25 protein-coding genes are annotated in these 26,862 nt (G+C 55.9%); 10 read left to right on the top strand and 15 right to left on the bottom strand.

Features of this window, described 5'->3' with window-relative positions:
• The first annotated feature begins 103 nt into the window (after positions 1–103).
• The 3 genes from aroP to RT197_RS14915 all read left to right on the top strand — a co-directional run bounded on the left by aroP (position 104) and on the right by RT197_RS14915 (position 3,987).
• Positions 104–1,474: an aromatic amino acid transporter AroP gene (gene aroP / locus RT197_RS14925; RefSeq protein ID WP_312951900.1), complete on the top strand. Its 1,371-nt coding sequence runs from the start codon at positions 104–106 to the stop codon at positions 1,472–1,474.
• A gap of 156 nt (positions 1,475–1,630) precedes the next feature.
• Positions 1,631–3,037 (top strand): MFS transporter, encoded by a 1,407-nt coding sequence (locus RT197_RS14920; RefSeq protein ID WP_312951898.1) that lies wholly within the window; start codon positions 1,631–1,633, stop codon positions 3,035–3,037.
• On the top strand, positions 3,037–3,987 hold the full coding sequence (locus tag RT197_RS14915) for a family 43 glycosylhydrolase (RefSeq protein ID WP_312951896.1): 951 nt from the start codon (positions 3,037–3,039) through the stop codon (positions 3,985–3,987). The genes RT197_RS14920 and RT197_RS14915 overlap by 1 nt, the downstream gene beginning before the upstream one ends.
• Before the next feature lie 18 nt (positions 3,988–4,005).
• On the opposite strand, the gene ampE is transcribed toward RT197_RS14915, so the two are convergent.
• Together ampE and ampD are read right to left on the bottom strand one after the other, a co-directional pair.
• Complete coding sequence (gene ampE, locus RT197_RS14910; RefSeq protein WP_312951895.1) at positions 4,006–4,860, bottom strand: beta-lactamase regulator AmpE; 855 nt, start codon at positions 4,858–4,860, stop codon at positions 4,006–4,008.
• A complete protein-coding gene (ampD, locus tag RT197_RS14905; RefSeq protein ID WP_312951894.1) occupies positions 4,857–5,420 on the bottom strand; it encodes a 1,6-anhydro-N-acetylmuramyl-L-alanine amidase AmpD in 564 nt (187 codons plus the stop codon). Before ampD ends, ampE begins: the two co-directional genes overlap by 4 nt.
• 87 nt (positions 5,421–5,507) lie before the next feature.
• Here ampD and nadC point away from each other — a divergent pair, with 87 nt between their 5' ends.
• The 4 genes from nadC to hofC all read left to right on the top strand — a co-directional run bounded on the left by nadC (position 5,508) and on the right by hofC (position 9,604).
• Positions 5,508–6,401, top strand: coding sequence for a carboxylating nicotinate-nucleotide diphosphorylase (gene nadC, locus RT197_RS14900; RefSeq protein ID WP_312951892.1), 894 nt, complete (start codon positions 5,508–5,510; stop codon positions 6,399–6,401).
• A 177-nt stretch (positions 6,402–6,578) separates the two neighbouring features.
• Positions 6,579–7,016 carry a prepilin peptidase-dependent pilin gene (ppdD, locus tag RT197_RS14895; RefSeq protein ID WP_312951891.1) on the top strand — a complete coding sequence of 146 codons (438 nt, stop codon included), beginning with the start codon at positions 6,579–6,581 and terminating at the stop codon, positions 7,014–7,016.
• A 10-nt stretch (positions 7,017–7,026) separates the two neighbouring features.
• Positions 7,027–8,412, top strand: a complete 1,386-nt coding sequence (gene gspE / locus RT197_RS14890) for a type II secretion system protein GspE (protein ID WP_312951889.1) — start codon at positions 7,027–7,029, stop codon at positions 8,410–8,412.
• Positions 8,402–9,604: a protein transport protein HofC gene (gene hofC / locus RT197_RS14885; RefSeq protein WP_312951887.1), complete on the top strand. Its 1,203-nt coding sequence runs from the start codon at positions 8,402–8,404 to the stop codon at positions 9,602–9,604. The genes gspE and hofC overlap by 11 nt, the downstream gene beginning before the upstream one ends.
• Positions 9,605–9,637: 33 nt before the next feature.
• Here hofC and RT197_RS14880 read toward each other — a convergent pair whose 3' ends face one another.
• The gene (locus tag RT197_RS14880) at positions 9,638–10,681 is read right to left on the bottom strand and encodes a GMP reductase (RefSeq protein WP_312951886.1); all 1,044 of its coding nucleotides are present in this window, start codon (positions 10,679–10,681) and stop codon (positions 9,638–9,640) included.
• Between the two features lie 222 nt (positions 10,682–10,903).
• Between RT197_RS14880 and coaE the strand changes: the two genes are divergently transcribed.
• Genes coaE through yacG form a run of 3 tightly spaced genes read left to right on the top strand, consistent with a single transcriptional unit; the run spans position 10,904 to position 12,474 of the window.
• A complete protein-coding gene (gene coaE / locus RT197_RS14875) occupies positions 10,904–11,524 on the top strand; it encodes a dephospho-CoA kinase (protein ID WP_312951884.1) in 621 nt (206 codons plus the stop codon).
• Positions 11,524–12,270, top strand: coding sequence for a cell division protein ZapD (gene zapD, locus RT197_RS14870; RefSeq protein ID WP_312951882.1), 747 nt, complete (start codon positions 11,524–11,526; stop codon positions 12,268–12,270). Before coaE ends, zapD begins: the two co-directional genes overlap by 1 nt.
• 9 nt (positions 12,271–12,279) lie before the next feature.
• Positions 12,280–12,474 (top strand): DNA gyrase inhibitor YacG, encoded by a 195-nt coding sequence (gene yacG / locus RT197_RS14865; RefSeq protein WP_312951880.1) that lies wholly within the window; start codon positions 12,280–12,282, stop codon positions 12,472–12,474.
• A 14-nt stretch (positions 12,475–12,488) separates the two neighbouring features.
• Here yacG and mutT read toward each other — a convergent pair whose 3' ends face one another.
• The 12 genes from mutT to murD all read right to left on the bottom strand — a co-directional run bounded on the left by mutT (position 12,489) and on the right by murD (position 26,860).
• Positions 12,489–12,887: an 8-oxo-dGTP diphosphatase MutT gene (gene mutT, locus RT197_RS14860; RefSeq protein WP_312951878.1), complete on the bottom strand. Its 399-nt coding sequence runs from the start codon at positions 12,885–12,887 to the stop codon at positions 12,489–12,491.
• A 59-nt stretch (positions 12,888–12,946) separates the two neighbouring features.
• Entirely contained in the window at positions 12,947–15,652 is a 2,706-nt protein-coding gene (gene secA, locus RT197_RS14855) for a preprotein translocase subunit SecA (RefSeq protein WP_312951876.1), read from the bottom strand.
• A gap of 58 nt (positions 15,653–15,710) precedes the next feature.
• On the bottom strand, positions 15,711–16,208 hold the full coding sequence (gene secM, locus RT197_RS14850; protein WP_312951874.1) for a secA translation cis-regulator SecM: 498 nt from the start codon (positions 16,206–16,208) through the stop codon (positions 15,711–15,713).
• Positions 16,209–16,477: 269 nt separating this feature from the next.
• On the bottom strand, positions 16,478–17,395 hold the full coding sequence (gene lpxC, locus RT197_RS14845; RefSeq protein ID WP_312951873.1) for a UDP-3-O-acyl-N-acetylglucosamine deacetylase: 918 nt from the start codon (positions 17,393–17,395) through the stop codon (positions 16,478–16,480).
• Between the two features lie 100 nt (positions 17,396–17,495).
• Positions 17,496–18,644 carry a cell division protein FtsZ gene (gene ftsZ, locus RT197_RS14840; protein WP_176917977.1) on the bottom strand — a complete coding sequence of 383 codons (1,149 nt, stop codon included), beginning with the start codon at positions 18,642–18,644 and terminating at the stop codon, positions 17,496–17,498.
• Between the two features lie 61 nt (positions 18,645–18,705).
• Positions 18,706–19,962 (bottom strand): cell division protein FtsA, encoded by a 1,257-nt coding sequence (gene ftsA, locus RT197_RS14835; protein ID WP_312951867.1) that lies wholly within the window; start codon positions 19,960–19,962, stop codon positions 18,706–18,708.
• Positions 19,962–20,792: a cell division protein FtsQ gene (gene ftsQ / locus RT197_RS14830; protein WP_312951865.1), complete on the bottom strand. Its 831-nt coding sequence runs from the start codon at positions 20,790–20,792 to the stop codon at positions 19,962–19,964. The genes ftsA and ftsQ overlap by 1 nt, the downstream gene beginning before the upstream one ends.
• A 1-nt stretch (position 20,793) precedes the next feature.
• Complete coding sequence (locus RT197_RS14825) at positions 20,794–21,714, bottom strand: D-alanine--D-alanine ligase (protein WP_312951864.1); 921 nt, start codon at positions 21,712–21,714, stop codon at positions 20,794–20,796.
• A complete protein-coding gene (gene murC, locus RT197_RS14820) occupies positions 21,707–23,182 on the bottom strand; it encodes a UDP-N-acetylmuramate--L-alanine ligase (RefSeq protein WP_312951862.1) in 1,476 nt (491 codons plus the stop codon). The genes RT197_RS14825 and murC overlap by 8 nt, the downstream gene beginning before the upstream one ends.
• Before the next feature lie 53 nt (positions 23,183–23,235).
• Positions 23,236–24,303, bottom strand: a complete 1,068-nt coding sequence (gene murG / locus RT197_RS14815; protein WP_312951860.1) for an undecaprenyldiphospho-muramoylpentapeptide beta-N-acetylglucosaminyltransferase — start codon at positions 24,301–24,303, stop codon at positions 23,236–23,238.
• Complete coding sequence (gene ftsW / locus RT197_RS14810; protein WP_312951858.1) at positions 24,300–25,544, bottom strand: cell division protein FtsW; 1,245 nt, start codon at positions 25,542–25,544, stop codon at positions 24,300–24,302. The genes murG and ftsW overlap by 4 nt, the downstream gene beginning before the upstream one ends.
• The gene (gene murD / locus RT197_RS14805) at positions 25,544–26,860 is read right to left on the bottom strand and encodes a UDP-N-acetylmuramoyl-L-alanine--D-glutamate ligase (protein WP_312951856.1); all 1,317 of its coding nucleotides are present in this window, start codon (positions 26,858–26,860) and stop codon (positions 25,544–25,546) included. Before murD ends, ftsW begins: the two co-directional genes overlap by 1 nt.
• Between the last annotated feature and the right edge of the window lie 2 nt (positions 26,861–26,862).

Raw genomic sequence — 26,862 nt, 5'->3', positions numbered from 1 at the left:
TCATGCCACTGCGATGTAAAGATAACAATACACAAAATGGAATTGCAAACGTACACACGCACCACAGCGTCAACCCCATAATAAATACTCACGAGGTTTCACGATGGAAGGTCAACAGCATGACCACCAGCTGAAGCGCGGGCTTAAAAACCGCCATATTCAGCTTATTGCGCTGGGAGGGGCTATCGGTACCGGCCTGTTCCTGGGCAGCGCGTCCGTTATTCAGTCCGCCGGGCCCGGCATTATTCTCGGTTATGCCGTTGCCGGTTTTATCGCCTTTCTGATCATGCGTCAGTTAGGGGAGATGGTGGTGGAAGAGCCGGTTGCCGGTTCGTTCAGCCACTTCGCCTATAAATATTGGGGCGGCTTCGCCGGTTTTGCTTCTGGCTGGAACTACTGGGTGCTGTACGTGCTGGTAGCGATGGCGGAGCTTACCGCCGTCGGCAAATACATTCAGTTCTGGTGGCCGGAAATCCCGACGTGGGTTTCGGCGGCGGTGTTCTTTGTTGCCATCAACGCGATTAACCTCACCAACGTGAAAGTGTTCGGCGAGATGGAATTCTGGTTTGCCATTATAAAAGTTATCGCGGTCGTCGCGATGATCCTGTTCGGTGGCTGGCTGCTGTTCAGCGGCAACGGCGGCCCGCAGGCCACCGTGCGCAACCTGTGGGAGCAGGGCGGCTTCCTGCCACATGGGATTAACGGGCTGGTGATGATGATGGCGATCATCATGTTCTCCTTCGGCGGGCTGGAACTGGTGGGGATCACCGCCGCAGAAGCCGATAACCCGGAGCAGAGCATCCCGAAAGCGACCAACCAGGTTATCTACCGTATTCTGATTTTCTACGTCGGCTCGCTGGCAGTGTTACTGTCACTGCTGCCGTGGACGCGCGTCACGGCGGATACCAGCCCGTTTGTGCTGATTTTCCACGAACTGGGCGATACCTTTGTGGCTAACGCCCTGAACGTGGTCGTGCTGACGGCGGCACTGTCGGTCTATAACAGCTGCGTTTACTGTAACAGCCGGATGCTGTTCGGCCTCGCGCAGCAGGGTAATGCCCCGAAAGTGCTGATGAACGTTGATAAACGCGGCGTGCCGGTCAACACCATTCTGGTTTCCGCGCTGGTCACCGCGCTGTGCGTGTTGATCAACTACTTTGCCCCGGAATCCGCTTTCGGATTGCTGATGGCGCTGGTGGTATCAGCGCTGGTAATCAACTGGGCGATGATCAGCCTGGCGCACATGAAATTCCGCCGGGCGAAACACCAGCAGGGTGTGACGCCTCGTTTCCCGGCGCTGTTCTACCCGGTAGGTAACTGGATCTGTCTACTGTTTATGGCGGCAGTGCTGGTGATCATGCTGATGACCGACGGGATGGCGATCTCCGTTTACCTCATCCCGGTATGGCTGGTGATCCTCGGCGTGGGCTACCTGTTTAAGCAAAAAAGCGCCAGAACGGTAAAAGCACAGTAATCTTATTGCCCTCACCCGCCCTGGGTGAGGGTTGTTACCTGCCTCACACTTTCTTCTCCAGAGCCATTTTGTCCATATCGTCGCCTTTATCCTGCAACGCATTTATTTCATAGCCAGCGAATAATTCTCTCCATACTGCAATGGAGGGTTCTGGCAATGAACAACAACGCGCTGACCGTGAAAGAGAAGATTGGCTATGGAATGGGTGACGCCGGATGCAATATTATTTTCGGCGCCATCATGTTGTTTGTTAACTATTTTTATACCGATATTTTTGGCCTCGCACCGGCACTGGTCGGGGTACTGCTGCTCTCTATTCGGGTGATCGACGCCATTACCGACCCGATTATGGGCGCGCTGGCGGACCGCACCCGCAGTAAATATGGCCGCTTTCGCCCGTGGCTGCTGTGGATTGCCTTTCCCTACGCCCTGTTCAGCGTGCTGATGTTCACCACGCCGGAATGGAGCTACAGCAGCAAAGTTATCTATGCCTTTGTCACTTATTTCCTGCTGTCGATCACCTATACCGCCATTAATATTCCCTATTGCTCACTGGGCAGCGTGATCACTAACGATCCCAAAGAGCGCGTCGCCTGCCAGTCTTATCGTTTTGTCATGGTCGGGATCGCCACCCTGCTGCTCTCTTTAACGCTGTTGCCAATGGCGGACTGGTTCGGCGGAGATAACAAGGCGAAGGGTTATCAAATGGCGATGACCGTGCTGGCGTTTATCGGCATGTGCATGTTTTTATTTTGCTTTGCCACGGTGCGCGAACGGGTACGTCCGGCCGTTCAAACCAATGACGAACTGAAAAAAGACCTGCGCGACGTGTGGAAAAACGATCAGTGGGTGCGCATCCTGCTGCTGACGCTGTGCAATGTCTGCCCCGGCTTCATCCGCATGGCGGCCACCATGTACTACGTTACCTGGGTGATGGGTGAGAGCACCCACTTCGCAACCCTGTTTATCAGCCTCGGCGTGGTCGGCATGATGATCGGCAGTATGCTGGCGAAAGTGCTCACTGACCGCTGGTGTAAACTCAAAGTCTTTTTCTGGACCAACATCGCACTGGCGATCTTCTCCTGCGCCTTTTACTTTTTTGACCCGCACGCCACGGTGATGATTGTGGTGCTCTATTTCCTGCTAAACATCCTGCACCAGATTCCCTCCCCGCTGCACTGGTCGCTTATGGCGGACGTCGATGACTACGGCGAATGGAAAACCGGTAAGCGCATTACCGGGATCAGCTTTTCCGGCAACCTGTTTTTCCTGAAGCTGGGGCTGGCTATCGCCGGGGCGATGGTGGGTTTCCTGCTCTCCTGGTACGGCTACGACGCGGGCGCGAAACAGCAAAGCGCGACGGCGATCAACGGCATTATGCTGCTGTTTACGGTGATCCCCGGCATCGGGTATTTGATCACCGCAGGCGTGGTGCGACTGCTGAAAGTCAACAGTCAATTTATGCAGCAGATCCAGGCCGATCTGGAGAAACGCCGCGTGAACTATCGTGAGCTGAGCGAGTATCAGGAATTGCCACCCACTGAACAGACGAGGAAAGCCTGATGGAAAACTGGCCCAACCCCTTTATTGAGCAGCGTGCCGATCCGTTTATTCTGCGCCATGACGGCAGCTATTACTTTATCGCTTCCGTACCCGAATACGACCGGCTGGAGATCCGCCGCGCCGCGACGCTGGAGGCGCTGCCCGCAGCCGGAGCGGTGACGGTATGGCGCAAGCCGGACAGCGGCCCGATGAGCGAGCTTATCTGGGCACCGGAACTGCATCATATTAACGGCAAGTGGTATATCTATTTTGCCGCCGCCCCGACCCGGGCGCTCGACGATCTGGGAATGTTTCAGCACCGGATGTTTGCCCTGGAATGCGCCGATTCCGATCCGCTAAGCGGAACGTGGCACGAGAAAGGCCAGGTGATCACCCCGTTCAACACTTTCGCGCTGGACGCCACCACCTTTTTCCATCAGGGAAAACAGTGGTATTTGTGGGCGCAGAAAGCGCCGGATATTGCCGGAAACTCAAACCTCTGGCTGGCGGAACTGGAAAACCCGTGGACGCTTAAAGGCCAGCCGGTGATGCTAAGCCAGCCTGAATTTGACTGGGAATGCCGGGGATTTAAGGTTAACGAAGGACCGGCGGTGGTCACCCACGGCGAGCGGCTTTTTGTCAGCTACTCCGCCAGCGCCACGGATGAAAACTACTGCATGGGATTGCTGTGGATCGACAAGGACGCCGACCCGATGGTGCCGCAAAACTGGCATAAATCATCGCAGCCGGTATTCCGCACCAGCTACGAACATCGTCAGTATGGCCCAGGGCACAACAGCTTCACGCAGACGCCCGACGGCCAGGATGTGCTGGTGTATCACGCGCGCAACTATACGGAAATTGAAGGCGATCCGCTGTACGATCCCAATCGTCACACCCGAATGAAGCTGATCCACTGGGATGAAAACGGGATGCCCGACTTCGGCATCCCGCCTGCGGATACGCATTAAAACACGCGGCACGCGGGCTTAGAGCAGCGTGCCGTAAATCGTCAGCAGCGCCACGATCACCACCAGCACAAACGAGGTCTTTTTCGCCATCGACACCGCCGCTTTTGGCGTCTCGACCCGTGCAACGTGCGGTTCACGCGCCAGCGAAAACTGCGCCAGTCGGGTCAATACCTGATACTGCGAGGTATGCAGATCCCCCAGCGAGGCAAACCACGCGGGCAGCGCTTTTTCACCATGTCCCAGCAGGGCGTAAATCACTCCGACCAGCCGCGTCGGCACCCAGTCCAGCACATGGAGGAGGAAATCAATGCCCGATTGCAGGCGATGATGCGGCGTCTGATAGCGTGCCAGCCATGACTGCCAGCCGCGCAGGAACGCGTAACCGACCAGCGGCACTGGCCCCCATACGCCGCCGACGATAAACCAGAATAGCGGGGCCAGATAATAGCGGAAGTTGATCCACAGCAGCGCATTTTGCAGTTCGCGCAGATATTCGCGCTCGTCGCAGCCGGGCGGCACCCCGTGGATTAACGTCAGTTCGCTGGCCATTGAATCCCGCGCGTGGCTGTCATTGCGGGCGGCGGCTTTCAGATACGCGTGATAATGCAGCCGCACTCTGCCCGCGCCAATACACAGCAGCCCCAGCAGGATCCACGCCACCAGCAACGGCACGTTGAAAAACAGGCCGTACAGCGCACGCAGCAGCAGAAACGTCAGTGCCATGATCATGAAGGTCATCAGCAGCGTCCGCGCCATCGAAAAGTGCTTCATCCGCCGGAACAGCACTTCAAGCCGATGATCGAGCTGCCAGTGCTCGCCCAACTTAAATAAACGCTCGGCGATGAGGACCAGCAGCAGGGTAAACAGCGTCATGATATCTCCTTTTCCGCCGATGAAAGAACCAGAGCGCGAAACCTCGCCCAGTCAAACGCAGGGCCGGGATCGGTTTTACGATCGGGAGCAATATCACAGTGTCCGGTCATATGGTCGGCAATCGCCGGGTAACGCGCAATCAGCACGCGGGTGACCGCCGCCAGTTGCTGATACTGAGCATCGGTATAGGCCAGGGTGTCCGTGCCCTCCAGCTCAATGCCAATCGAAAAATCATTGCAGCGCTCGCGTCCGTGATACAGCGAAACGCCCGCATGCCAGGCACGTTTATCGAAAGGAACATACTGAACGATTTCACCGTCGCGGCGAATCAGACAATGGGCAGAAACGCGCAAATGGGCGATTTCAGCGAAAAAAGGATGCGCGTCGGGGTCGATCGTGCCGGTGAACAGGGCATCAATCCACGGACCGCCAAACTCACCGGGCGGAAGGCTAATATTATGCACCACCAGTAAAGAAGGAATTTCATCATCCGGGCGGCAATCATAATGCGGGGAAGGAACGCGTCGCGCCTCCGCCAGCCAACCCTCGTCTAACAACATGCAGGATCTCCTTATTTGTGGTGCGAATATCCGCTTCAGAGTAGCATGTTTCAACCTTATGATTCGTTATCAATCTGGAGTTTTATCATGCCGCCTCGCCGCTATAACCCTGACCATCGACGTGACGCGCTTCTGGAACGTATTAACCTGGATATTCCCGCCACCGTTGCGCAGGCGCTGCGCGAAGATTTAGGCGGGGAAGTCGATGCGAATAACGATATTACCGCGCAGCTCCTGCCGGAAGACAGCCGCTCTCATGCCGTCGTGATCACCCGCGAAAACGGCGTTTTCTGCGGCAAGCGCTGGGTCGAAGAAGTCTTTATCCAGCTGGCGGGCGATGACGTTCAGGTGACCTGGCACGTTGCCGATGGCGATAAAGTCGTCGCCAATCAGCCGCTGTTTGAACTTGATGGCCCGTCGCGCGTGCTGCTCACCGGCGAGCGCACGGCGCTGAACTTTGTGCAAACGCTCTCCGGGGTAGCCAGTGAAGTCCGGCGCTATGTTGAATTACTGGAAGGCACGCAGACGCAGTTGCTGGATACCCGCAAGACCCTGCCAGGCCTGCGCACCGCGCTGAAATATGCCGTCCTGTGCGGCGGTGGCGCGAATCATCGTCTCGGTCTTTCCGATGCGTTTCTGATCAAAGAAAACCACATTATTGCTTCCGGCTCGGTCCGTCAGGCGGTCGAAAAAGCTTTCTGGCTACACCCGGATGTCCCGGTTGAAGTGGAAGTCGAAAACCTGGATGAGCTGGATGATGCCCTGAAAGCCGGGGCGGATATCATCATGCTGGATAACTTCACCACCGATGTCATGCGCGAGGCGGTAAAACGCACCCGGGGACAGGCACAGCTTGAGGTTTCCGGGAATGTGACCTTTGATACGCTGCGCGAATTTGCTGAAACCGGCGTTGATTTTATCTCTGTCGGCGCGCTGACCAAGCATATCCGCGCGCTGGATCTGTCGATGCGCTTTCGTTAGTGACTCCCTTCTTTGAAACGGGCCTGATGGCCCGTTTTTCGTATTGTCTCGCAACATGATGTAACGCCTGTGCAATAACCCCAGAAAGTCTGGAAAGCCTCTTCACGATCCGCTTTTTGCCGCTCGCCTGTTTATGCCCGCGCTGTCAGAGTTCCCGCACTGACAAAGGAGTACGCAATGAACAGACAACACGGATTTACCCTTATTGAGCTCATGGTCGTTATCGGCATTATTGCCATCCTTAGCGCCATTGGCATTCCCGCCTACCAGAACTACCTGCGCAAAGCGGCGCTGACCGATATGCTGCAAACCTTTATTCCCTACCGCACGGCCGTTGAACTGTGCGCACTGGATCACGGCGGCCTGGCTTCCTGCGACGGCGGTACAAACGGCATTCCCTCCCCAACCACCACCCGCTACGTCTCGGCAATGAGCGTGGCGCAGGGCGTCGTGTCCCTGACCGGACAGGAGAGCCTTAACGGTCTGGGCGTGGTGATGACCCCACGCTGGGATAACGCCAATGGCGTCACGGGCTGGCAGCGGGTCTGCAATATTCAGCAGGACAGCGCGCTACAGCAGGCCTGTGAAGACGTTTTCCGCTTCGACGCGCAGTAAGGAGATCGCGATGAAACAGGAACAGTTAATTGCGCTGTGCAAACGTCATGCCGCCGTGCTGTTGGGGAGCAATGCCGATACGCTGAATATCGCCGTCATCGGCGAGCCGGGGCAGGAATTTCTGGACGCGTTACGCTTCGCCACCCAGAAAAATATCGATATTGAATGCTGGTCGCAGGAGCGGATGGATAAACATCTGCATATGGCGACGCAAACGCATTTGCCTGCGGTGAGCGCGGGGAGCGCCAGCGCGGTCGAATTGCTGAATCAGACGCTGGAGCAGGCGCAGCTCCAGCGGGCGTCCGATATCCACTTTGAGCCGTATGCCGGGCAATTGCGCGTCCGCCTGCGTGTGGATGGCGTGCTGCACCTGCTGACGTGTATTCCCGCTGAACTGGTCGCCACGATCACCGCGCGCCTGAAAGTGCTGGGCAATCTGGATATCGCCGAGCGCCGCGTGCCGCAGGACGGACAGTTCACCGTCGAACTGGCGGGGAAGTCCGTCTCCTTTCGTATCGCCACGTTGCCCGGTCGCAACGGTGAAAAAGTGGTGCTGCGTCTGCTACATCAGGTGGAGCAGGCGCTCGATATACAAACGCTGGGCATGGCGACCCGGCAACTTGAAGCCTTTCGCAGCGCGCTGAATATGCCGCAGGGGTTGCTGCTGGTGACCGGACCTACCGGCAGTGGCAAAACGGTGACGCTCTACAGCGCATTGCAGGCGCTGAATGCGCCGACGGTGAATATTTGCAGTGTTGAAGATCCGGTAGAAATCCCGCTTGAAGGGATTAACCAGACGCAGATTAACTCCCGGACCGGGCTCACTTTTCAAAACGTGTTACGGGCGTTACTCCGTCAGGATCCTGACATCATTATGGTGGGGGAAATCCGCGATGGCGAAACGGCGGAAATCGCCATTAAAGCGGCGCAAACCGGGCATCTGGTACTTTCAACGCTGCACACCAATTCCACCACCGAGGCGCTGGTGCGTTTACAGCAAATGGGCGTCGCACGCTGGATGCTCTCCTCTTCCCTGCTGCTGGTTATCGCCCAACGGCTGGTGCGTAAACTCTGTCCGTACTGCCGTCAGCGCATCGGCGAGCATCCCGCCCTGCCGTCCTCGCTGTGGCCACGCGCCCTGCCCCGCTGGCAGGCCAATGGCTGTGACCGCTGTTATCACGGATTTTATGGTCGTATAGCGCTGTTTGAGGTGCTGGAGTTGGACAGCGAATTGCATCAGGCCATCGCCGGAGAAGAGAGCGCCGCAGAAATTGAAGTCCTGGCGCGACGGGGCGGTATGACCACCCTGTTTGAAAACGGCTGCCTGGCGGTGGAACAGGGACTGACCAGTCAGGAAGAACTGCTGCGCGTACTGGGCACGCCGCATGGCCGCTAAGCAGCTCTGGCAATGGCGCGGCCTTACGCGTGAGGGAAAGGTGCAGGAGGGCATCCGCTGGGCATCTGGCCGCGCGGCGGTGTTAATGGCGCTCCATCAGCAGCACATTACCCCGCTGCGTCTGCGCCGCTGCGCGGTTCGGCGCTCGCTCTGGCGAAATGAATATGGCTGCGATCTGATCCAGCAACTGGCGACTCTACTTCATGCCGGGCTGACGCTGCCGCAGGGTCTGCATTTACTGGCACAGCAGCAATCCACCCGGCAATGGCAGGCGTTGTTACAGACCCTGGAAGAAGAACTGGAAAACGGCGTGGCGTTTTCTGGCGCGCTAAAACAGTGGCCGCAGGCGTTTCCACCGCTGTGGCTGGCGATGATCCGCACCGGTGAACTGACCGGTAAACTTGAGGAATGCTGTTTCCATCTGGCCCGACAGCAGGCCGCACAGCAGCGACTGGGCGCAAAAGTCAGAAAGGCGCTGCGTTATCCGGCGATCGTCCTGGCACTGGCGCTGGCAGTGGTGCTGGCGATGGTCTGCTGGGTGCTACCGGAGTTTGCCGCGATTTATAAAACCTTCAACACCCCGCTGCCTGCGCTGACTCTGGGAGTTATGGCGTTTGCCGATTTCATCCAGCGCTGGGGAGCCCTGCTTGCCACCCTGCCCGGTATGCTTTTTGTGGTGCTTCAGGCACTACGCCATCATTCCGGCTGGCTGTTGCTGCGGCAAAAATGGCTGCTGTCCTGCCCGGTGGCGGGCGACCTCATTCGGGGACAACGACTCAGCCAGATTTTCAGCGTGCTGGCGCTGACGCAAAGCGCCGGGATTGCCTTTTTGCAGGGCTTAGATAACGCCTGTGAAACGCTGAACTGTCCATACTGGCAGCGCGTGCTGCGCCAGGCACATCAGGAGATTAGCCAGGGTTCATCGATCTGGCAGGCGCTTGAACGCAGCGGCGAATTCAGCCCGCTATGCCTGCAACTGATTGGCACGGGCGAAGCCTCGGGCGCGCTGGATACCATGCTGGATAATCTGGCCCGGCATCACAGTGAAAAAACGGAACGGCTGGCGGATAACCTGGCGACATTGCTGGAGCCAGTGCTGCTGATTGTTACCGGGATGATTATCGGCACGCTGGTGGTGGCCATGTATTTGCCGATTTTCCATCTGGGGGATGCGATGAGCGGAATGGGATGATCGTGCTGGCGCAGACGCGCCAGCACCAGCGGTTTACAGGCTGTTAAAAACGCGGTTTTCCTGTTCCTGCACGCGGATAAAGGTCGTGCGCTTAGTCAGTTCCTTCAGGCGGGATGCGCCAACGTAGGTACAGGCTGAACGCAGACCACCGAGGATATCGCGAGCGGTATTTTCTACCGGACCGCGCAGCGCCAGCTTCACGGTTTTGCCTTCCGCCGCACGGTAGCCCGCGACGCCGCCAACGTGACGATTCATCGCCGACTCAGAGCTCATACCGTAGAACAGCATAAATTTCTCGCCGTTCTCTTCGACAACTTTGCCGCCGCTCTCGTCATGCCCGGCCAGCATACCGCCCAGCATAACGAAATCTGCGCCGCCGCCGAAGGCTTTCGCCACGTCGCCCGGTGTGGTACAGCCGCCATCGCTGACGATTTGTCCGCCGAGCCCGTGTGCGGCATCTGCGCACTCGATGACCGCTGAAAGCTGCGGATAACCAACGCCGGTTTTTACGCGGGTAGTGCAAACAGAGCCAGGGCCGATGCCGACTTTAACGATGTCCGCACCGGAAAGGATCAGCTCCTCGCACATTTCACCCGTCACCACGTTGCCAGCACAGATGGTTTTATTCGGCCAGGCTTCACGCGCTTTACTGACGAACTGCACGAAATGCTCGGAATACCCATTCGCCACGTCAATGCAAATAAAGCTCAGCGCCGGATGGAGATTAAGAATTTGAATGGTTTTCTCAAAATCGGCATCGGAAGTGCCGGTGGAGACCATTACGTGTTTCAGTACATCCTCAGATACGCTCTGGATAAACGCTTTCCAGTCTTCCGGGGTGTAATGTTTATGCACTGCGGTAAGAATGCCAAAAGACGCCAGTGCTTTTGCCATGCCAAACGTCCCTACGGTATCCATATTCGCCGCAATAATGGGCACGCCAGACCAGCTCAGACCGGAATGTTTAAAGGTGATTTCGCGCTCCAGCTCGACTTCGGAACGGCTTTTAAGAGTAGAACGTTTTGGGCGGATAAGAACGTCTTTAAAACCTAACTTCAGATCTTCTTCGATACGCATGTAGGGTTCCTGGGGTTAAAGGCAATAGAAAAAGCACAACTCCAGTGATGTCATCATACGCACTAATCATGACTCCGCAAGACTGCGATTTTCTCTTTTTTTACGCTACAATCCTATAAATTTATCTGACGAAAGGTGAGAAGGTAATTATTAGCACTCGCTTTAATTTCTTCTTCCGCAACTCTCTGATTTAGTGCAACAATCATTCCGGGACTGGCTTTTATGAGGTATACGGTAGCGTTAACAGGCGGCATCGGCAGCGGAAAAAGCACCGTTGCGGACGCGTTCGCCCTGCTTGGTGTTAACGTTATTGATGCGGATATCATCGCTCGCCAGGTTGTGGAGCCTGGCACTCCGGCCCTTAATGCGATTGCTGAACGCTTCGGCACAGATATGTTGACCGCCGAAGGGGCACTGAATCGCCGTCTTTTACGCGAGCATATTTTTGCGCATCCTGACGATAAACGCTGGCTTAACGCGCTACTGCATCCCCTGATCCAGCAGGAGACCCAACGGCAAATCGCGCGAGCCTCCTCGCCCTGGGTGTTGTGGGTTGTACCGCTGCTGGTCGAAAACCGGCTTTATGAGAAAGCCAACCGTGTCCTTGTGGTCGATGTCTCGCGTAATACCCAGCTACAACGCACCATGCAGCGTGATGGCGTCACCCGTGAACACGCCGAACAAATTCTCTCCGCCCAGGCGACGCGCGAAGAACGCCTTGCCGTGGCGGATGATGTCATTGATAACAACGGTGCGCCAGAAGCCATTGCTTCTGATGTCGCCCGCCTGCACGCGCTGTATCTGAAACTGGCGGCGCAGGCTGTTTCACAGGAAAAAACGTAATGCATCACACCCACATTCTTTTTGAACATCCGCTAAACGAGAAAATGCGTACCTGGCTGCGTATTGAGTTTTTAATCGAGCAGTTATCTGGCGCATTGCCGGTCGCCGATTACGCGGGGGCATTACACTTTTTTCGTAATGTCGGCGATTTACTGGATGTCTTTGAACGCGGCGAAGTTCGCACCGAGCTGCTGAAAGAGCTGGAACGCCAGCAGCGTAAACTTCAGGCGTGGACCGAAGTCCCCGGCGTGGATCTGAATCTTGTTGATTCGCTGCGCCAGCAGCTTAAAGCCGCTGGCAGCACGCTGATGTCCGCGCCGCGTATCGGGCAAGTTCTGCGTGAGGATCGGCTGATTGCGCTGGTGCGCCAGCGTTTAAGTATTCCGGGCGGCTGTTGCAGTTTTGATTTGCCGACGCTGCATATGTGGCTACATCTACCGCAGGCGCAGCGCGATATCCAAACGGCGCAGTGGATGGACAGTTTGCAGCCGCTTCAGCAGGCGCTGACGTTGATTATGGATCTGATCCGTAATTCTTCCGCCTTCCGCAAGCAAACCAGCCTGAACGGGTTTTATCAGGACAACGGCGAGGATGCCGACCTGTTGCGCCTGCAACTGCCTCTCGACGAGCAGCTTTATCCACAAATTTCCGGGCACAAAAGCCGTTTTGCGATTCGTTTTATGCCGCTGGATAGCGAAAATGGTCTGGTGCCCGAGCGGCTCAATTTTGAGCTGGCGTGCTGTTAAGGAGTAAATATGTCTGAACAAACTATTGTTAATTGTCCGACCTGCGGGAAAAGCGTTGTCTGGGGCGAAATCAGCCCGTTTCGCCCGTTTTGCTGTAAGCGCTGTCAGCTAATCGATCTTGGCGAGTGGGCGGCGGAAGAAAAACGTATCGCAAGCAAGGGCGATCTGTCTGACAGCGATGACTGGAGCGAAAACCAGCAATAATGCTGGCGTGAGTTTCAGGGCTGAACGCCGGATAGCAATTGCTTAATCACTGCCTCATTAGCCGGCGGGAAATCGCTGGCATCAAGATCCTGCTGTAATACCCAGCGCCCCGGCTGCCCCTCTTTTCCCCATGGCTCACCCTGCCATGCTTCCACCAGATAAAACCACAGCGTAATGTGGCGATCCGGGAAAGCGTGTTCAATTTTCATGTAGAGGGGCGACGGGCCAGGCACAATGCCCACCTCTTCCTGCAACTCGCGCGCCAGCGCCTGTTCCGGGCTTTCACCCGCTTCAATTTTACCGCCGGGGAACTCCCATTTATTCGCCATATGCGCATCGGCGGCACGACGGGTGATAAAGATTTGGCCTGCGGGATCGCGAATAATCCCGGCGGCAATTTGGATTACTTTCATTTTGTCTCATCCAATAAAAAAGGCGCAGAACTCTGCGCCTTTCAGGGTTAAGTTCGCAATTAGCTCAGACGGCCGTGGCACTGTTTGTATTTTTTACCGGAACCGCACGGGCACGGATCGTTGCGCCCGACTTTGCGCTCGCCGGTCTGCGCCGCAATGGCTTCCGCAGCCGCGGTTTGCTCATCCTGATGGCTAAGCTGCTGCATCTGCGCCAGACGCTCGGCTTCCGCGCGACGCTGTTGCTCCATCTCTTCCACTTCTTCCGGCTCGCGCACCTGAACTTTGCTCAGGGTGCTGATCACTTCATATTTCAGCGATTCCAGCATAGCGGCAAACATGGCGAAGGATTCACGTTTGTATTCCTGCTTCGGATCTTTTTGCGCATAGCCACGCAGGTGGATCCCCTGACGCAGATAATCCATCGCTGCCAGGTGCTCTTTCCACAGAGAATCGAGAGTTTGCAGCATGACGCCTTTTTCGAAATGACGCATCATTTCAGTGCCGACGATTTTCTCTTTATGCTCGTAAACTTCAATTGCGCTGGCCAGAATACGCTCGCGCAGCGTTTCTTCATGCAGATCGTGTTCTTTGTCCAGCCACTCAGCAATCGGCAGATCCAGATCGAAATCTTTTTTCAGGCGATCCTGTAAACCCGGAACATCCCACATTTCTTCCAGAGACTGCGGCGGAATGTGATTGTCGATCGTCGCTTTGAATACGTCTTCACGGATGCTGGCGATGGTTTCGCTGACGTCGGAAACGTCCAGCAGCTCGTTACGCTGGGAATAGATAGCACGACGCTGATCGTTCGCAACATCATCGTATTCCAGCAGTTGCTTACGAATATCGAAGTTGCGGCTTTCCACTTTACGCTGGGCGTTGGCGATAGCTTTCGTCACCCACGGGTGCTCAATGGCTTCGCCCGGTTTCATCCCCAGCTTACGCATCATGCCTGCCACACGGTCAGAGGCAAAAATACGCATCAGGGCATCTTCCATCGACAGATAGAAACGGGAAGAGCCCGCATCCCCCTGGCGACCAGAACGACCACGAAGCTGGTTATCAATACGGCGCGATTCATGACGCTCCGTACCAATGATGTGCAGGCCACCTGACGCCAGCACCGCTTCGTGACGCACCTGCCAGTCGGCTTTAATCTGTGCGATCTGCTCCGGCGTCGGGTCTTCCAGTTCGGCAACTTCTGTCTGCCAGCTACCGCCAAGCACGATATCCGTACCACGGCCTGCCATGTTGGTGGCGATAGTGACCGTTCCCGGATAACCGGCCTGGGCGACGATTTCCGCTTCGCTGGCGTGGAATTTGGCGTTCAGAACGTTATGTTTGATCCCGGCTTTAACCAGTTCGTTAGAAACCACCTCTGATTTTTCAATCGAGATAGTCCCCACCAGAACCGGCTGACCATTGGCGGTACGCTCTTTGATGTCTTCGATAATGGCCTGAATTTTTTCCGCTTCGGTCATATAGACCAGATCCGCCATATCCTTACGGATCATCGGACGGTTAGTCGGCACCACTACCGTATCCAGCTTGTAAATAGAGCTGAATTCGAACGCTTCGGTATCTGCCGTACCGGTCATACCGGCCAGTTTTTCATACAGGCGGAAGTAGTTCTGGAAGGTGATGGAAGCCAGCGTCTGGTTTTCGTTCTGGATTTCCACGCCTTCTTTTGCTTCAACGGCCTGGTGCAGACCGTCTGACCAGCGGCGGCCCTGCATGGTACGACCGGTGTGTTCATCAACGATGATGACTTCACCGTCTTTAACAATGTAGTCCACGTCGCGGGTAAACAGCACGTGCGCACGCAGCGCGGCGGTGACGTGGTGCATCATCATAATGTTGCCCGGCGAGTACAGCGATTCGCCCTCTTCCATGATGCCTTCTTTCACCAGCAGTTCTTCAATCAGCACCAGCCCGCGCTCGGTCAGGTTAACCTGACGCGCTTTTTCATCCACGGAGAAGTGGCCTTCGCCCTGGAAGGTGTCGGAGTCCTCTTTTTCCTGGCGGATCAGGTACGGAATGATTTTGTTCATCTGCTTGTACATTTCTGAACTATCTTCGGCCGGGCCGGAGATGATCAGCGGCGTACGCGCTTCGTCGATCAGGATGGAGTCTACTTCATCCACCAGCGCGTAGTGTAGTTTACGCTGGACGCGCTCTTCCGGGCTGAACGCCATGTTGTCACGCAGGTAGTCGAAACCGTATTCGTTGTTGGTGCCGTAGGTGATATCCGCGCCGTAAGCTTCACGTTTAGCGGGGGCTGGCAGGCCGGACATGTTGATGCCTACGGTCATGCCGAGGAATTCGAAAAGTGGACGGTTGTTTTCGGCGTCACGCTGCGCCAGATAATCGTTGACGGTAACGACGTGTACGCCTTTACCTGACAGCGCATTAAGGTAAGCTGGCAGCGTTGCGGTCAGGGTTTTACCTTCACCCGTACGCATTTCCGCGATACAGCGTTCGTTGAGGACCATGCCGCCAAGCAGCTGGACGTCAAAGTGACGCATGCCGAAGACGCGTTTGCTGGCCTCACGAACGACCGCGAACGCTTCCGGGATCAGGCTTTCTACGGTTGCACCTTTCGCCAGACGGGTGCGAAACTCTTCTGTTTTCGCCTTCAGCTCTTCATCAGAGAGCTTTTCCATCTCCGGTTCCATGCTGTTGATCAGGTTGACCGCTTTGCGCATACGGCGCAGGGTACGATCGTTACGACTACCAAAAACTTTAGTTAATAATTTGATTAGCATAATAAAATCTCAAACGCCCCGCCGTGCGGAAGCAAAAATTAGTTGAAAGAAGGATCGTTCAGCTAAGGCGTTGAGGTCCGGCGCGGATGCCCTGTGCCTGGCTTATCCAGGCACAAACGCTAAAGGTGGATGGGGGAGCAATGGAAGCAAATGCGACCTGGCGGATGATCACCGGCGGCTTGCTTTCCTGAGTCAGCATCGCGCTGAGCGTGTTCAGTAAGGCAATATGGTGCGCGTCAAGCGCCAGCGGCTCCTCTGCCACCGGCAGTACCTGCGGGGCCATGGCAAAGGAAAGATGACGAATCACCGTACGAATAGCGTGTTGATGCCAGTAATCGACGGTAAAAGACGGACGGCGGTTCGCTTCCAGCAGCGCCAGATGGGTAAAATTTACGCTGGAAGGATGGTTATGACTGGCGGCGGCTTTCGCCGGAACGGTGGGTTCGGTATTGCCGAGCGCAGGCAGGCCAAAGCCAGCCGCGACCATCCCCAACAGGAGATGCGGCCAGAAGTACCGTCTGCCTAACTGTCGCCAACGCGTCAGTAACCCACTCACGTAATCCACCACTCTGTAAAATCTGGAAGAGACTGACGCTCTTAATTTTATATCCTGCAATGATATTACCATTAATGCGGATGCCCGACAGCAGGAATCAAGCCAGAGGGGGAGATAAACCGGCTAAGAAAACGGCAATCGCATCAGGTATGTCAGGTGCGGGGGCAATAAAAAAGCAGGACGGGAAATTTGTTGCGGTGCAGAAATGAAAAACGACTGGTTTCCCTGGACGGAGAGGGTGCCAGGTAAACCAGTCGAATTACGGAATGTTATGCCAGAACCAGAGAAGGTGCTTTGAATGCCAGCGGCAGTTCAGCGTCATCTTCGAAGGTGACATATTCCCAGGCTTCCTGTTTAGCCAGGACCGCCTGCAACAGTTTGTTGTTCAGTGCATGACCCGATTTAAAGGCGGTAAATGCGCCGATAATATTGTGACCACACATGAACAGATCGCCGATAGCATCCAGCATTTTGTGACGCACAAACTCGTCTTCAAAACGCAGGCCGTCGTCGTTCAGTACGCGATAATCGTCAACAACGATGGCACAATCGAAGCTGCCGCCCAGGCACAGGCCACGGGACTGCAAATATTCGATATCACGCATAAAGCCGAAAGTACGGGCACGGCTGATTTGACGCATGAAGGCATCAGCAGAGAAGTTCATCGCGTAGCGCTGGTTGCTGGCATCAATCGCCGGATGGTTAAAATCGATGGTAAAGTCCAGCGAAAAACCATTAAACGGTTTGAATTCAGCCCATTTGTCGCCATCTTCGACGCGAACGGTCTCTTTGATGCGCACAAATTTCTTCGCGCTGTTCAGCTCGTCAATACCGGCATCTAACAGCAAATACACAAACGGCGCGGCGCTACCGTCCATAATGGGGACTTCCGGCGCATCGACTTCAATAATGATGTTGTCGATACCCAGGCCAGCCAGCGCGGCGTTCAGGTGTTCTACCGTTGAAATCCGCACGTCATGCTCATTAACCAGGCAAGTACAGAGCATGGTATCACGCACAGATTTGGCATCGGCCGGAAAATCAACCGGTGGATTCAAGTCGGTGCGACGATAGATGACCCCGGTATTTGCCGGCGCAGGGCGCAGCGTCAGCGTGACTTTTTTGCCGGTGTGTAGACCGACGCCAGTCGCCTGAACGATACGTTTAAGTGTCCTTTGTTTGATCATCGTATAATCTCGCCAAATAACCTATCCAACCGAAGTGTACAATACATTCGGGCGAGCAGTTTAGCACAAAGAGCTAAGATGCCCAACTTCCAGCCAATTCTTAGTCCGCTTGCTTACGCAAAAATGCAGGAATATCGAGATAATCCGGCTCTTTAGCTTGTGAAGTGTTGTCATTAACAACCTTCGCGGCAGGTTTTTGTTCCTGCGTCAGCGGTGCCATACCGTGCTGCTGATAACGATCCAGTACGGGCTGCTGCGTTTGTTTGTTTGTAACCAGGGTAATTTCAGGACGTTTGTCCATACCGATACCGGTGGCAACAACAGTGACGCGCAGTTCGTCGTTCATATCCGGGTCGAGAGAAGTACCGATAACCACGGTCGCGTTATCCGAAGCAAAAGCACGGATGGTGTTACCCACGGTTTCAAACTCGTCCAGACGCAGATCGAAGCCCGCCGTAATGTTGACCAGGACGCCACGCGCGCCGGACAGGTCGATGTCTTCCAACAGCGGGGAGGAGATAGCCATTTCAGCCGCTTCTTCCGCACGGTCTTCACCGCTGGCAACGCCGGAACCCATCATCGCATAACCCATTTCGGACATCACGGTGCGCACGTCTGCAAAGTCGACGTTCATCAGACCCGGACGGGTGATCAGTTCGGCAATACCCTGCACCGCGCCTTTCAACACGTCGTTCGCTGCGCCAAACGCGTCGAGCAGAGAGATACCGCGACCCAGCACTTTCAGCAGCTTGTCGTTCGGAATGGTGATCAGGGAGTCAACGTGCTTGGACAGCTCGGTGATGCCCTGCTCGGCAAACGCCATGCGCTTTTTGCCTTCAAAGTTAAAAGGCTTGGTGACGACAGCAACCGTCAGGATGCCCAGATCTTTTGCTACTTCAGCAACAACCGGCGCAGCACCCGTACCGGTACCGCCGCCCATACCTGCGGCGATGAATACCATGTCTGCCCCGTCAAGCGCTGCACGCAATGCTTCACGGTCTTCGTCAGCCGCGTTGCGACCCACTTCCGGGTTAGCGCCTGCGCCCAGACCTTTGGTGATGCCACCGCCAATCTGAATCGTCTGGCCAACCGCCGTTTTACGCAGCGCCTGAGCGTCGGTATTTACCGCGAAGAATTCAACACCTTCGATGCGTTCGCGCACCATGTGTTCAACGGCATTGCCGCCGCCGCCACCGACGCCGATGACTTTAATCACCGCGTCGTTGGTTAGTTCCATAGGTTCAAACATAGTTTCTCTCCGTTGTGCCTGTCGCCTGAGACCGCTAATTTTCTGCGTTCTCTTTAAAAAATCAAAATTCTTTTCGTAGCCAACTATTGAGCCGCTTGATCCACGACCCGACCGTTACACGTTTTTCAACTTCTGCTTCACCACTTAAATGAGACTCTTTGCCGTAGTGCAGCAGCCCCACCGCCGTTGAATAATACGGCTCCTGGGCGTAATCCGTAAGTCCGGTAATATTCAGCGGCGCGCCAATGCGCACCTGCGTGTGAAATACGCGTTGCGCGCAGGCCGCAAGACCTTCAATTTGCGCCGCACCACCGGTTAATACAATGCCTGCTGCCAGGTGATGCTTCACCCCTTTCTCGCGCAGCATTTCCTGCAATTGCAAAATTTCTTCGTTCACCAGATTCAGCAGCTCGGTATATCGCGGTTCGATAACCTCTGCCAGCGTCTGACGTTGCAGGCTGCGCGGCGGACGTCCACCTACGCTTGGGACCTCCACGCTCTCGTCTTTTCCGACAATTGAGCCAAAAGCACAGCCATGACGAACTTTAATGGCTTCGGCGTCGCTTGGAGGCGTACCGAAGGCATAAGCGATATCGCTGGTCACTACGTTCCCTGCATAAGGGATCACTTTCGTGTGGCGCAGCGCTCCGCCTGTGTAGACGGCGATATCCATTGTACCACCACCAATGTCAACCACACAGACACCCAGCTCACGTTCGTCTTCAGTTAGTACTGAATAACTCGAGGCCAGTCCGGCAAAGATCAGTTGGTCAACTTTTAGCCCACAACGTTCAACGGCTTTGACGATATTTTTCGCCATATCGTTGTGACATGTGATCAAGTGCACTTTTGCCTGCATCCGCACGCCCGACAGACCTACCGGATTTTTAATGCCTTCCTGGTAGTCAATCGCATATTCCTGAGGAATAACATGCAGTACCCGATGTTCGTCACGCACGCGAACGGATTTTGCCGTATGTACGACGTTTTCGACATCTTCCTGCGTCACTTCCTCTTCTGAAATCGGTACCATACCAATTTCATTCTGACAACTTATATGTTTACCTGAAAGCGCCAGATAAACCGAGGAGATTTGGCAATCAGCCATTAATTCAGCCTGATCGATAGCGCGCTGGACGCATTTTACGACCGACTCAAGATCGTTTACTCCGCCTTTATCCATACCACGCGACGGGCAACTGCCCACGCCAATGATATTGACCATACCGTCGGGCAGAACCTCCCCTACTAAAGCGGCCACCTTCGCGGTGCCAATCTCCAGTCCAACTACCAGTTTTCTGTCCGTCGCCTTGATCATTATTGCTCTGCCTGTGCCTGATTCTGTTGTTGATTAGGTTCCTCAGTCGGCGCCGGTAACCAACCGACCGCTGCGCCTGAGTCATAGCGCAAATCAACGTAGCTAATCCGTTTGCCATCGGTCTGCGCCTGCTGTTGTAAAACTGGATACAGTTCTATAAAGCGCTCCAGACGTTTCATCGTGTCGCCGCGTCCCAGATTAAGCCTGATATCGTTATTAAGCGTTAATTGCCAGGAGCGACGCGCAGTCATTGCTGCCGCTTTTAACGTGAATTTGTCCTTTGCCAGCACCTGCCCCATATCGCGATAGCCCTGCAATACTTCATTTTCACTGCCTTCAGGCCCGGATAACATCGGCAAATTAATTTTGCTGGTGCGATCTACGGGGACGCTGAAAGAATTGCCTTCAGCATCGACCATATGCTGATCATTCCATCGTGCTATCGGCACATATTCAACCAGATGAATCTTTAATTCGTCCGGCCACTGCTTTCTTACGCTAGCCTGTTTAATCCAGGACAACCGTTCAACCTGGCTCTGAATAATGTTTACGTCCTGGGTCATAAACGTGCCGGGTTCGCCAAGCGCCAGAATAACCTGACGAATATCATCATTACGCGTGTAATGACGATCGCCCGTGAGCACCAGTTTTGACAGCGGCAACCGCTGCGCATCTTCCATCCAGCCCAGCACCATCCAGCCGCTGACTAACACGGTACACAGCACCGCCAGCAGGAAAGTGATTCCCGCCAGGCGTGTTCCATTATTTCGCCGGGAAGAAGAAGCCGCTTCCTCTTCGCGGTTTCGCGTGTTCAGCGCCGCCTGCGACATATCACCCCGCCAGGTCCAGAATACGAACGACAAGTTGCGAGAAGCTCATTCCGGCCTGGCGCGCAGCCATCGGGACCAGACTGTGGTTTGTCATACCCGGAGAGGTATTGGCTTCCAGCAGGTAAAACTGATCATCGCTGTCCAGCATGACGTCAATTCGCCCCCAGCCGCGACAGCCGAGAACATTCCATGCATTGACTACCAGAGCCTGTAATTTTGCTTCACGTTCTGCTTCCAGACCGCTTGGGCAAAAATACTGCGTTTCATCAGAGAGATACTTCGCCTCATAATCATAGAAGGTTCCGGCGGGTTGAATACGAATTGACGGTAAAATTTCTTCACCGAGTATCGCGACAGTAAATTCTGGCCCGCTGAGCCATTTCTCAATTAAAACTTCTTCATCATGCTGAAAAGCCAGAGATAAGGCATCCTGTAAATTGTCACCTTCCGTTACTTTCGACATGCCCACGCTGGAACCTTCCCGGCTTGGCTTAACGATAAGCGGCAGGCCAAGTGCGGCAATGCGTTGATGAACGTCCGTGGAAAGCCCCTGATTAAAGGCCTGACGTGTGACGGCGACCCATGGCGCGACGGGCAGGCCCGCGCCCTGCCACAGCAGCTTGCTGCGCAGTTTATCCATGGAGATAGCAGACGCCATTACGCCGCTACCCGTATATGGAAGAGCTGAAAGTTCCAGTAATCCCTGTAACGTTCCATCCTCACCCCCACGTCCGTGTAAGGCTATAAATACTTTCTGAAACCCCATGTCTTTAAGATGGGTGATGTCAGTTTCGCGTGGATCAACGGGCCAGGCATCAACACCAGCTTCCCGTAACCCGGCCAGCACCGCAGCGCCGGAATTGAGTGATACTTCACGCTCAGCGGAAGTCCCACCGAGCAAGACTGCAATCTTATCAGCCACGGCGCTCTTCCTCCGACGTTTGCGACTTCAGTTTAGTTTCCGACAGGTAACGGGCGATTTTGCCTATATTCCCGGCACCCTGGACCAGAATCAGATCGTTGCCGGTCAGCACCGGTGCCAGCATTTCAGCGACCTGTGCCGGATCGGACACCAGAATCGGGTCTACTTTGCCACGTCCACGGATGGTACGGCATAAAGAGCGGCTGTCCGCGCCGGGAATGGGGGCTTCTCCCGCCGGATAGACGTCCAGCATCAACAGCGCATCGACCTGTGTCAAGACCCGCGCGAAGTCGTCGTAGAGGTCGCGGGTACGGGTATAGCGATGCGGCTGGAAGAGCATGACCAGATTTTTATCCGGCCAGCCTGCGCGTGCAGCCTTGATAGTCGCATCTACTTCAGTGGGATGATGACCGTAATCGTCAACCAGCATCGCGGTTCCTGGCTTGCCGTTGACCTCTTCCAGCGGATATTCACCGAGGAAGTCAAAACGCCGTCCGGTGCCCTGGAAGCTTTCCAGCGCGCGGAGGATCGCTTCGTCTTCGATACCTTCTTCAGTCGCCACCGCAACCGCCGCCGCCGCGTTTAACGCATTGTGGCGGCCCGGCGCGTTGAGGACGACATGCAGCGCGGGTTTGTCCTGACGCAGCAGCGTAAAATGTCCTTGCGGGCCATTCTGCTCGTAATTCTCCACGCGAACGTCAGCATCGTCGCTGAAACCGTAGGTCGTGGTTTGACGACCTACGCGCGGCAGCAGTTCGCGGATCACCGGATCGTCAACGCACATCACCGCGCGTCCGTAAAACGGCAGGTTGTGCAGGAAATTAATAAACGTCTGCTTAAGGTTCTCGAAGTCGCCCTGGTAGGTATCCATATGGTCGGCTTCAATATTGGTCACGATAGAGACCATCGGCTGTAAATGCAGGAACGACGCGTCGCTCTCGTCCGCTTCTGCAATCAGATAGCGGCTGTGGCCCAGACGCGCATGTACGCCCGCCGCTTTGACCAGGCCACCGTTAACAAAGGTCGGATCTAAACCGGCCTCGGCATAAATGCTGGCGACCATTGCCGTAGTGGTCGTTTTTCCGTGGGTGCCCGCAATGGCGATGCCGTGACGAAAACGCATCAGCTCCGCCAGCATTTCAGCGCGGCGGATCACCGGAATACGCGCTTCGTGCGCCGCAACAATTTCCGGGTTATCGGCAGAAATTGCGGTGGATACCACCACCACGCTGGCGTCGAGAACGTTTTCCGGGCGATGGTTAAAATAGATTGTCGCGCCAAGCGACGCCAACTGCTGCGTGACCGGGTTCGGAGCCAGATCGGACCCGCTAATCTGATAGCCTTCGTTGGCCAGCACTTCGGCAATACCGCCCATACCGGCACCACCGATGCCGACGAAGTGAATGTGCCGGACGCGACGCATCTCGGGCACGATTGAACGCAGTTTAGCCAGTTGTTGTGTATTCATTCTCTAACGCCATAACTTCAAATATTCATGCGGTGCAAACGGCACCACCACAGTTAAGCCCGGGCAGCCAGGCTTACTTCATTTGCTACACGTTCCGTCGCATCGGGAATGGAGGCGGCACGCGCGCGCTCTGCCATGTTCAGTAAGGTTTCCCGATCCCATCCTGCCAGCGTTTCAACGACGGCCTCCACGGTGAACTGTGGCTGCTCAAGAATTTTTGCCGCGCCCGCTTTTTCCAGCGGCAGCGCATTCCAGTACTGCTGACGATCCTTATGCTGGAACGGCACAAACAGCGCGGGTAGACCAGCGGCAGCGATTTCACTTACCGTCAGCGCGCCGGAGCGACAGACGACCACGTCCGCCCACGCATAGGCAGCCGCCATATCATCAATAAACTCGGTCACTTTATGCTGCGGCTGACCCGCCTGGGCATAAGCCTGCTCGACCGTTTGCTGCGCGCCTTTCCCGCTCTGATGCCAGAGGGTGATTTTGTCACCCAGCTGCGCTGCGACCTGCGGCAGCGTCTGGTTAAGCACCCGCGCACCCTGGGAGCCGCCGACGACCAGCACCCGCACCGGGCCTTCACGCCCTGCCAGCCGCGACTGCGGCAGTGGCAGCGCCAGCACATCGGTACGCACCGGATTACCGACGACATCCGCATGGGGGAAGGCGCCGGGAAATGCCTGCATCACTTTTTTGGCGATTTTCGCCAGCCATTTATTGGTCAGCCCGGCAATGCCGTTCTGTTCGTGCAGCACCACCGGAATGCCCAGCGACCACGCTGCCAGCCCGCCAGGCCCAGAAACGTAACCGCCCATACCGAGCACCACGTCCGGCTTAAAACGTTTCATGATTGCCCGCGCCTGACGCCAGGCGTTGAAGATCCGCACCGGAGCCAGTAACTGAGCTTTAATTCCTTTACCACGCAGCCCGGAGATACGAATAAAGTCGATCTCAATGCCGTTTTTCGGTACCAGGTCTGCTTCCATACGGTCGGCGGTGCCGAGCCAGCGCACCTGCCAGCCTTGCGCCATCAGATGGTGTGCGACGGCCAGCCCCGGGAACACATGTCCGCCGGTGCCGCCCGCCATCACCATCAACCGCTTGCCCTGACCACTCATCGTTGACCTCGTGTAAACGCCTGGGCTTTTTCCAGACGCGTTTCATAATCAATACGTAACAGCATCATGATTGCCGTCGACATGATCAGCAGGCTTGACCCCCCGTAGCTGATCAGCGGCAACGTCAGCCCTTTGGTTGGCAGCATCCCCGCTGCCGCACCGACGTTAACCAGCGCCTGGAAGCTAAACCAGACGCCAATAGAACAGGCCAGAAAGCCCGAAAAGCGCTGATTGAGTTCCAGCGCTTTGCGGCCAATCGACATCGCGCGAAAAGCGACGAAGAATACCATCAGCAGCGCCAGTACCACACCGATATAACCCAGTTCTTCACCAATAATGGCAAAGATAAAGTCCGTGTGGGCTTCCGGCAGGTATTCCAGCTTCTGTACCGAGTTGCCCAGCCCCTGCCCCCACAATTCGCCGCGACCAAAAGCCATCAGAGATTGGGTGAGCTGATAACCGCTGCCGAACGGATCGGCCCACGGGTTCCAGAAAGACGTCACGCGCGCGACACGATACGGCTCTGCGAGGATCAGCAGCACCACCGCCGATATCCCCATGCCGATGATGGCAATAAACTGCCACAGCTTTGCGCCCGCCAGAAATAACATTGCCAGCGTAGTGACAAACAGCACCACCACCGTGCCGAGGTCCGGCTGCGCCAGCAGCAGGATCGCCAGCACAAAAATCACTCCCATCGGTTTTAAAAAGCCGCGCAGGTTATTACGGACTTCATCCGCCTTGCGCACCAGGTAGTTGCCGATGTAACAAAATAGCGCCAGCTTGGTAAATTCCGCAGGCTGAATACGCAACGGACCGAGCGCAATCCAGCGCGATGCCCCGTTCACCGAACTCCCGATGACCAGCACGATCAGCAGCATGATGATGGCGGCAATCAGCAGCGACGTGCTATGGCGCTGCCAGAAATCCATCGGCAACCGCAGAGTGATCAGCGCCAGACAAAAGGCGAGGAACAGATACAGCGCGTAGCGTTTAGCGAAGAAGAACGGATCTTCCGTCAGACGCTGCCCGACCGGCATTGACGCGGACGTCACCATCACAAAACCAATCGCCGCGAGGCCCAGCGTCAGCCAGACCAACGTGCGATCGTACATAATCAGACTGTCAGCGTCTTTCTGACGGGACGCCATCACCCAGCCATTCAGCGCCGCAAAGAGCCAGGCGAAGACACTAAACCCCGGCAGGCGCGGCATTCTCAGGCGTGGGAGAGATAAACGCATCAGCCTAACTCCTTCGCCAGACGGGTAAAGATATCGCCCCGCTGCTCAAAATTTTTAAACTGGTCCAGACTGGCGCAGGCCGGTGACAGCAGCACCATATCGCCAGGCTGGACGCGCGTGGCGATAAGACGCATCGCCTCTTCCATCGTTGCGGTTTGTTCAGCCACTTCCGGGCGCAGCTCCGCAAGCTGTTCGCTGTCACGACCGAAGCACCACAGGCAGATGTTATCGCCGCTCAGGTAGCGTTTTAGCGGCGAAAAATCCGCTGATTTGCCGTCGCCGCCGAGCAGCAGGTGGAGCGTACCCTCAACCTGCAAGCCGTTCAGCGCCGCTTCGGTGCTGCCGACGTTGGTCGCTTTAGAATCGTTGATCCAGCGCACGCCGTTATGCACCAGCGCCGTCTGGAAACGGTGCGCCAGACCGCTAAAGGTGGTCAGCGCTTTCAGGCTGCTGGCGCGTGGCAGGCCGACGGCATCCGCCAGCGCCAGCGCCGCCAGCGCGTTAGTGTAGTTATGCTGCCCGGTGAGTTTCATCTCGGTGACGTTCAGCACCTTCTCACCTTTTGCCCGCAGCCAGACTTCGCCCTGCTGACGATTAAGGTGATAGTCGCCAACGTCCACGCCGAAGCTCAGGCAGCGTTCATCCGCGCCGCGTACCGGCATGGTCAGCGCATCGTCGGCGTTAACCACGCAGGTTTTGGCGTTTTCATAGACCCGCAGCTTTGCCGCACGGTACTGTTGCAGACCGAACGGATAGCGATCCATATGATCTTCGGTGACGTTTAAGATCGTCGCCGCAGCCGCCTGCAGGCTGGAAGTGGTTTCGAGCTGGAAGCTGGACAGTTCCAGCACGTACAGTTCACGCGCCGCATCCAGCAGCATTAAAGCAGGCAGGCCGATATTGCCACCCACGCCGACATTCACGCCTGCCGCTTTTGCCATTTCGCCCACCAGCGTCGTCACGGTGCTTTTGCCGTTTGAACCGGTGATGGCAACGATCGGTGCCTGGGCTTCGCGGCAAAACAGTTCGATGTCGCCGACGATTTCCACACCCGCATCGGCAGCGGCGCTCAGTGAAGGATGGGCGAGTGCAATACCAGGACTGGCGACAATCAGATCCGCTGCCAGCAACCAGTCGTCATTCAGTCCGCCGACATAGCTTTCCACGCCTTCCGGGAGCTTATCCAGCCCCGACGGCGCGGTACGGGTATCCATCACGCGCGGCGTAACGCCACGCGCCATAAAGAAATCCACGCACGACAGGCCGGTCAACCCCAGACCGATAATAACGACTTTTTTATCCTGGTAATCTGCCATGA

The organism is Superficieibacter sp. (genome assembly GCF_032071645.1).
GTDB lineage: Bacteria > Pseudomonadota > Gammaproteobacteria > Enterobacterales > Enterobacteriaceae > Superficieibacter.
Note: the sequence above shows the minus strand (reverse complement) of the source record. Positions and strands in the feature narration are given on the sequence as shown.

Coding starts and splice junctions, on each gene's coding strand:
- aroP (WP_312951900.1), top strand. CDS start 104: ATGGAAGGTCAACAGCATGACCACCAGCTGAAGCGCGGGCTTAAAAAC.
- RT197_RS14920 (WP_312951898.1), top strand. CDS start 1,631: ATGAACAACAACGCGCTGACCGTGAAAGAGAAGATTGGCTATGGAATG.
- RT197_RS14915 (WP_312951896.1), top strand. CDS start 3,037: ATGGAAAACTGGCCCAACCCCTTTATTGAGCAGCGTGCCGATCCGTTT.
- ampE (WP_312951895.1), bottom strand. CDS start 4,860: ATGACGCTGTTTACCCTGCTGCTGGTCCTCATCGCCGAGCGTTTATTT.
- ampD (WP_312951894.1), bottom strand. CDS start 5,420: ATGTTGTTAGACGAGGGTTGGCTGGCGGAGGCGCGACGCGTTCCTTCC.
- nadC (WP_312951892.1), top strand. CDS start 5,508: ATGCCGCCTCGCCGCTATAACCCTGACCATCGACGTGACGCGCTTCTG.
- ppdD (WP_312951891.1), top strand. CDS start 6,579: ATGAACAGACAACACGGATTTACCCTTATTGAGCTCATGGTCGTTATC.
- gspE (WP_312951889.1), top strand. CDS start 7,027: ATGAAACAGGAACAGTTAATTGCGCTGTGCAAACGTCATGCCGCCGTG.
- hofC (WP_312951887.1), top strand. CDS start 8,402: ATGGCCGCTAAGCAGCTCTGGCAATGGCGCGGCCTTACGCGTGAGGGA.
- RT197_RS14880 (WP_312951886.1), bottom strand. CDS start 10,681: ATGCGTATCGAAGAAGATCTGAAGTTAGGTTTTAAAGACGTTCTTATC.
- coaE (WP_312951884.1), top strand. CDS start 10,904: ATGAGGTATACGGTAGCGTTAACAGGCGGCATCGGCAGCGGAAAAAGC.
- zapD (WP_312951882.1), top strand. CDS start 11,524: ATGCATCACACCCACATTCTTTTTGAACATCCGCTAAACGAGAAAATG.
- yacG (WP_312951880.1), top strand. CDS start 12,280: ATGTCTGAACAAACTATTGTTAATTGTCCGACCTGCGGGAAAAGCGTT.
- mutT (WP_312951878.1), bottom strand. CDS start 12,887: ATGAAAGTAATCCAAATTGCCGCCGGGATTATTCGCGATCCCGCAGGC.
- secA (WP_312951876.1), bottom strand. CDS start 15,652: ATGCTAATCAAATTATTAACTAAAGTTTTTGGTAGTCGTAACGATCGT.
- lpxC (WP_312951873.1), bottom strand. CDS start 17,395: ATGATCAAACAAAGGACACTTAAACGTATCGTTCAGGCGACTGGCGTC.
- ftsZ (WP_176917977.1), bottom strand. CDS start 18,644: ATGTTTGAACCTATGGAACTAACCAACGACGCGGTGATTAAAGTCATC.
- ftsA (WP_312951867.1), bottom strand. CDS start 19,962: ATGATCAAGGCGACGGACAGAAAACTGGTAGTTGGACTGGAGATTGGC.
- ftsQ (WP_312951865.1), bottom strand. CDS start 20,792: ATGTCGCAGGCGGCGCTGAACACGCGAAACCGCGAAGAGGAAGCGGCT.
- murC (WP_312951862.1), bottom strand. CDS start 23,182: ATGAATACACAACAACTGGCTAAACTGCGTTCAATCGTGCCCGAGATG.
- murG (WP_312951860.1), bottom strand. CDS start 24,303: ATGAGTGGTCAGGGCAAGCGGTTGATGGTGATGGCGGGCGGCACCGGC.
- ftsW (WP_312951858.1), bottom strand. CDS start 25,544: ATGCGTTTATCTCTCCCACGCCTGAGAATGCCGCGCCTGCCGGGGTTT.
- murD (WP_312951856.1), bottom strand. CDS start 26,860: ATGGCAGATTACCAGGATAAAAAAGTCGTTATTATCGGTCTGGGGTTG.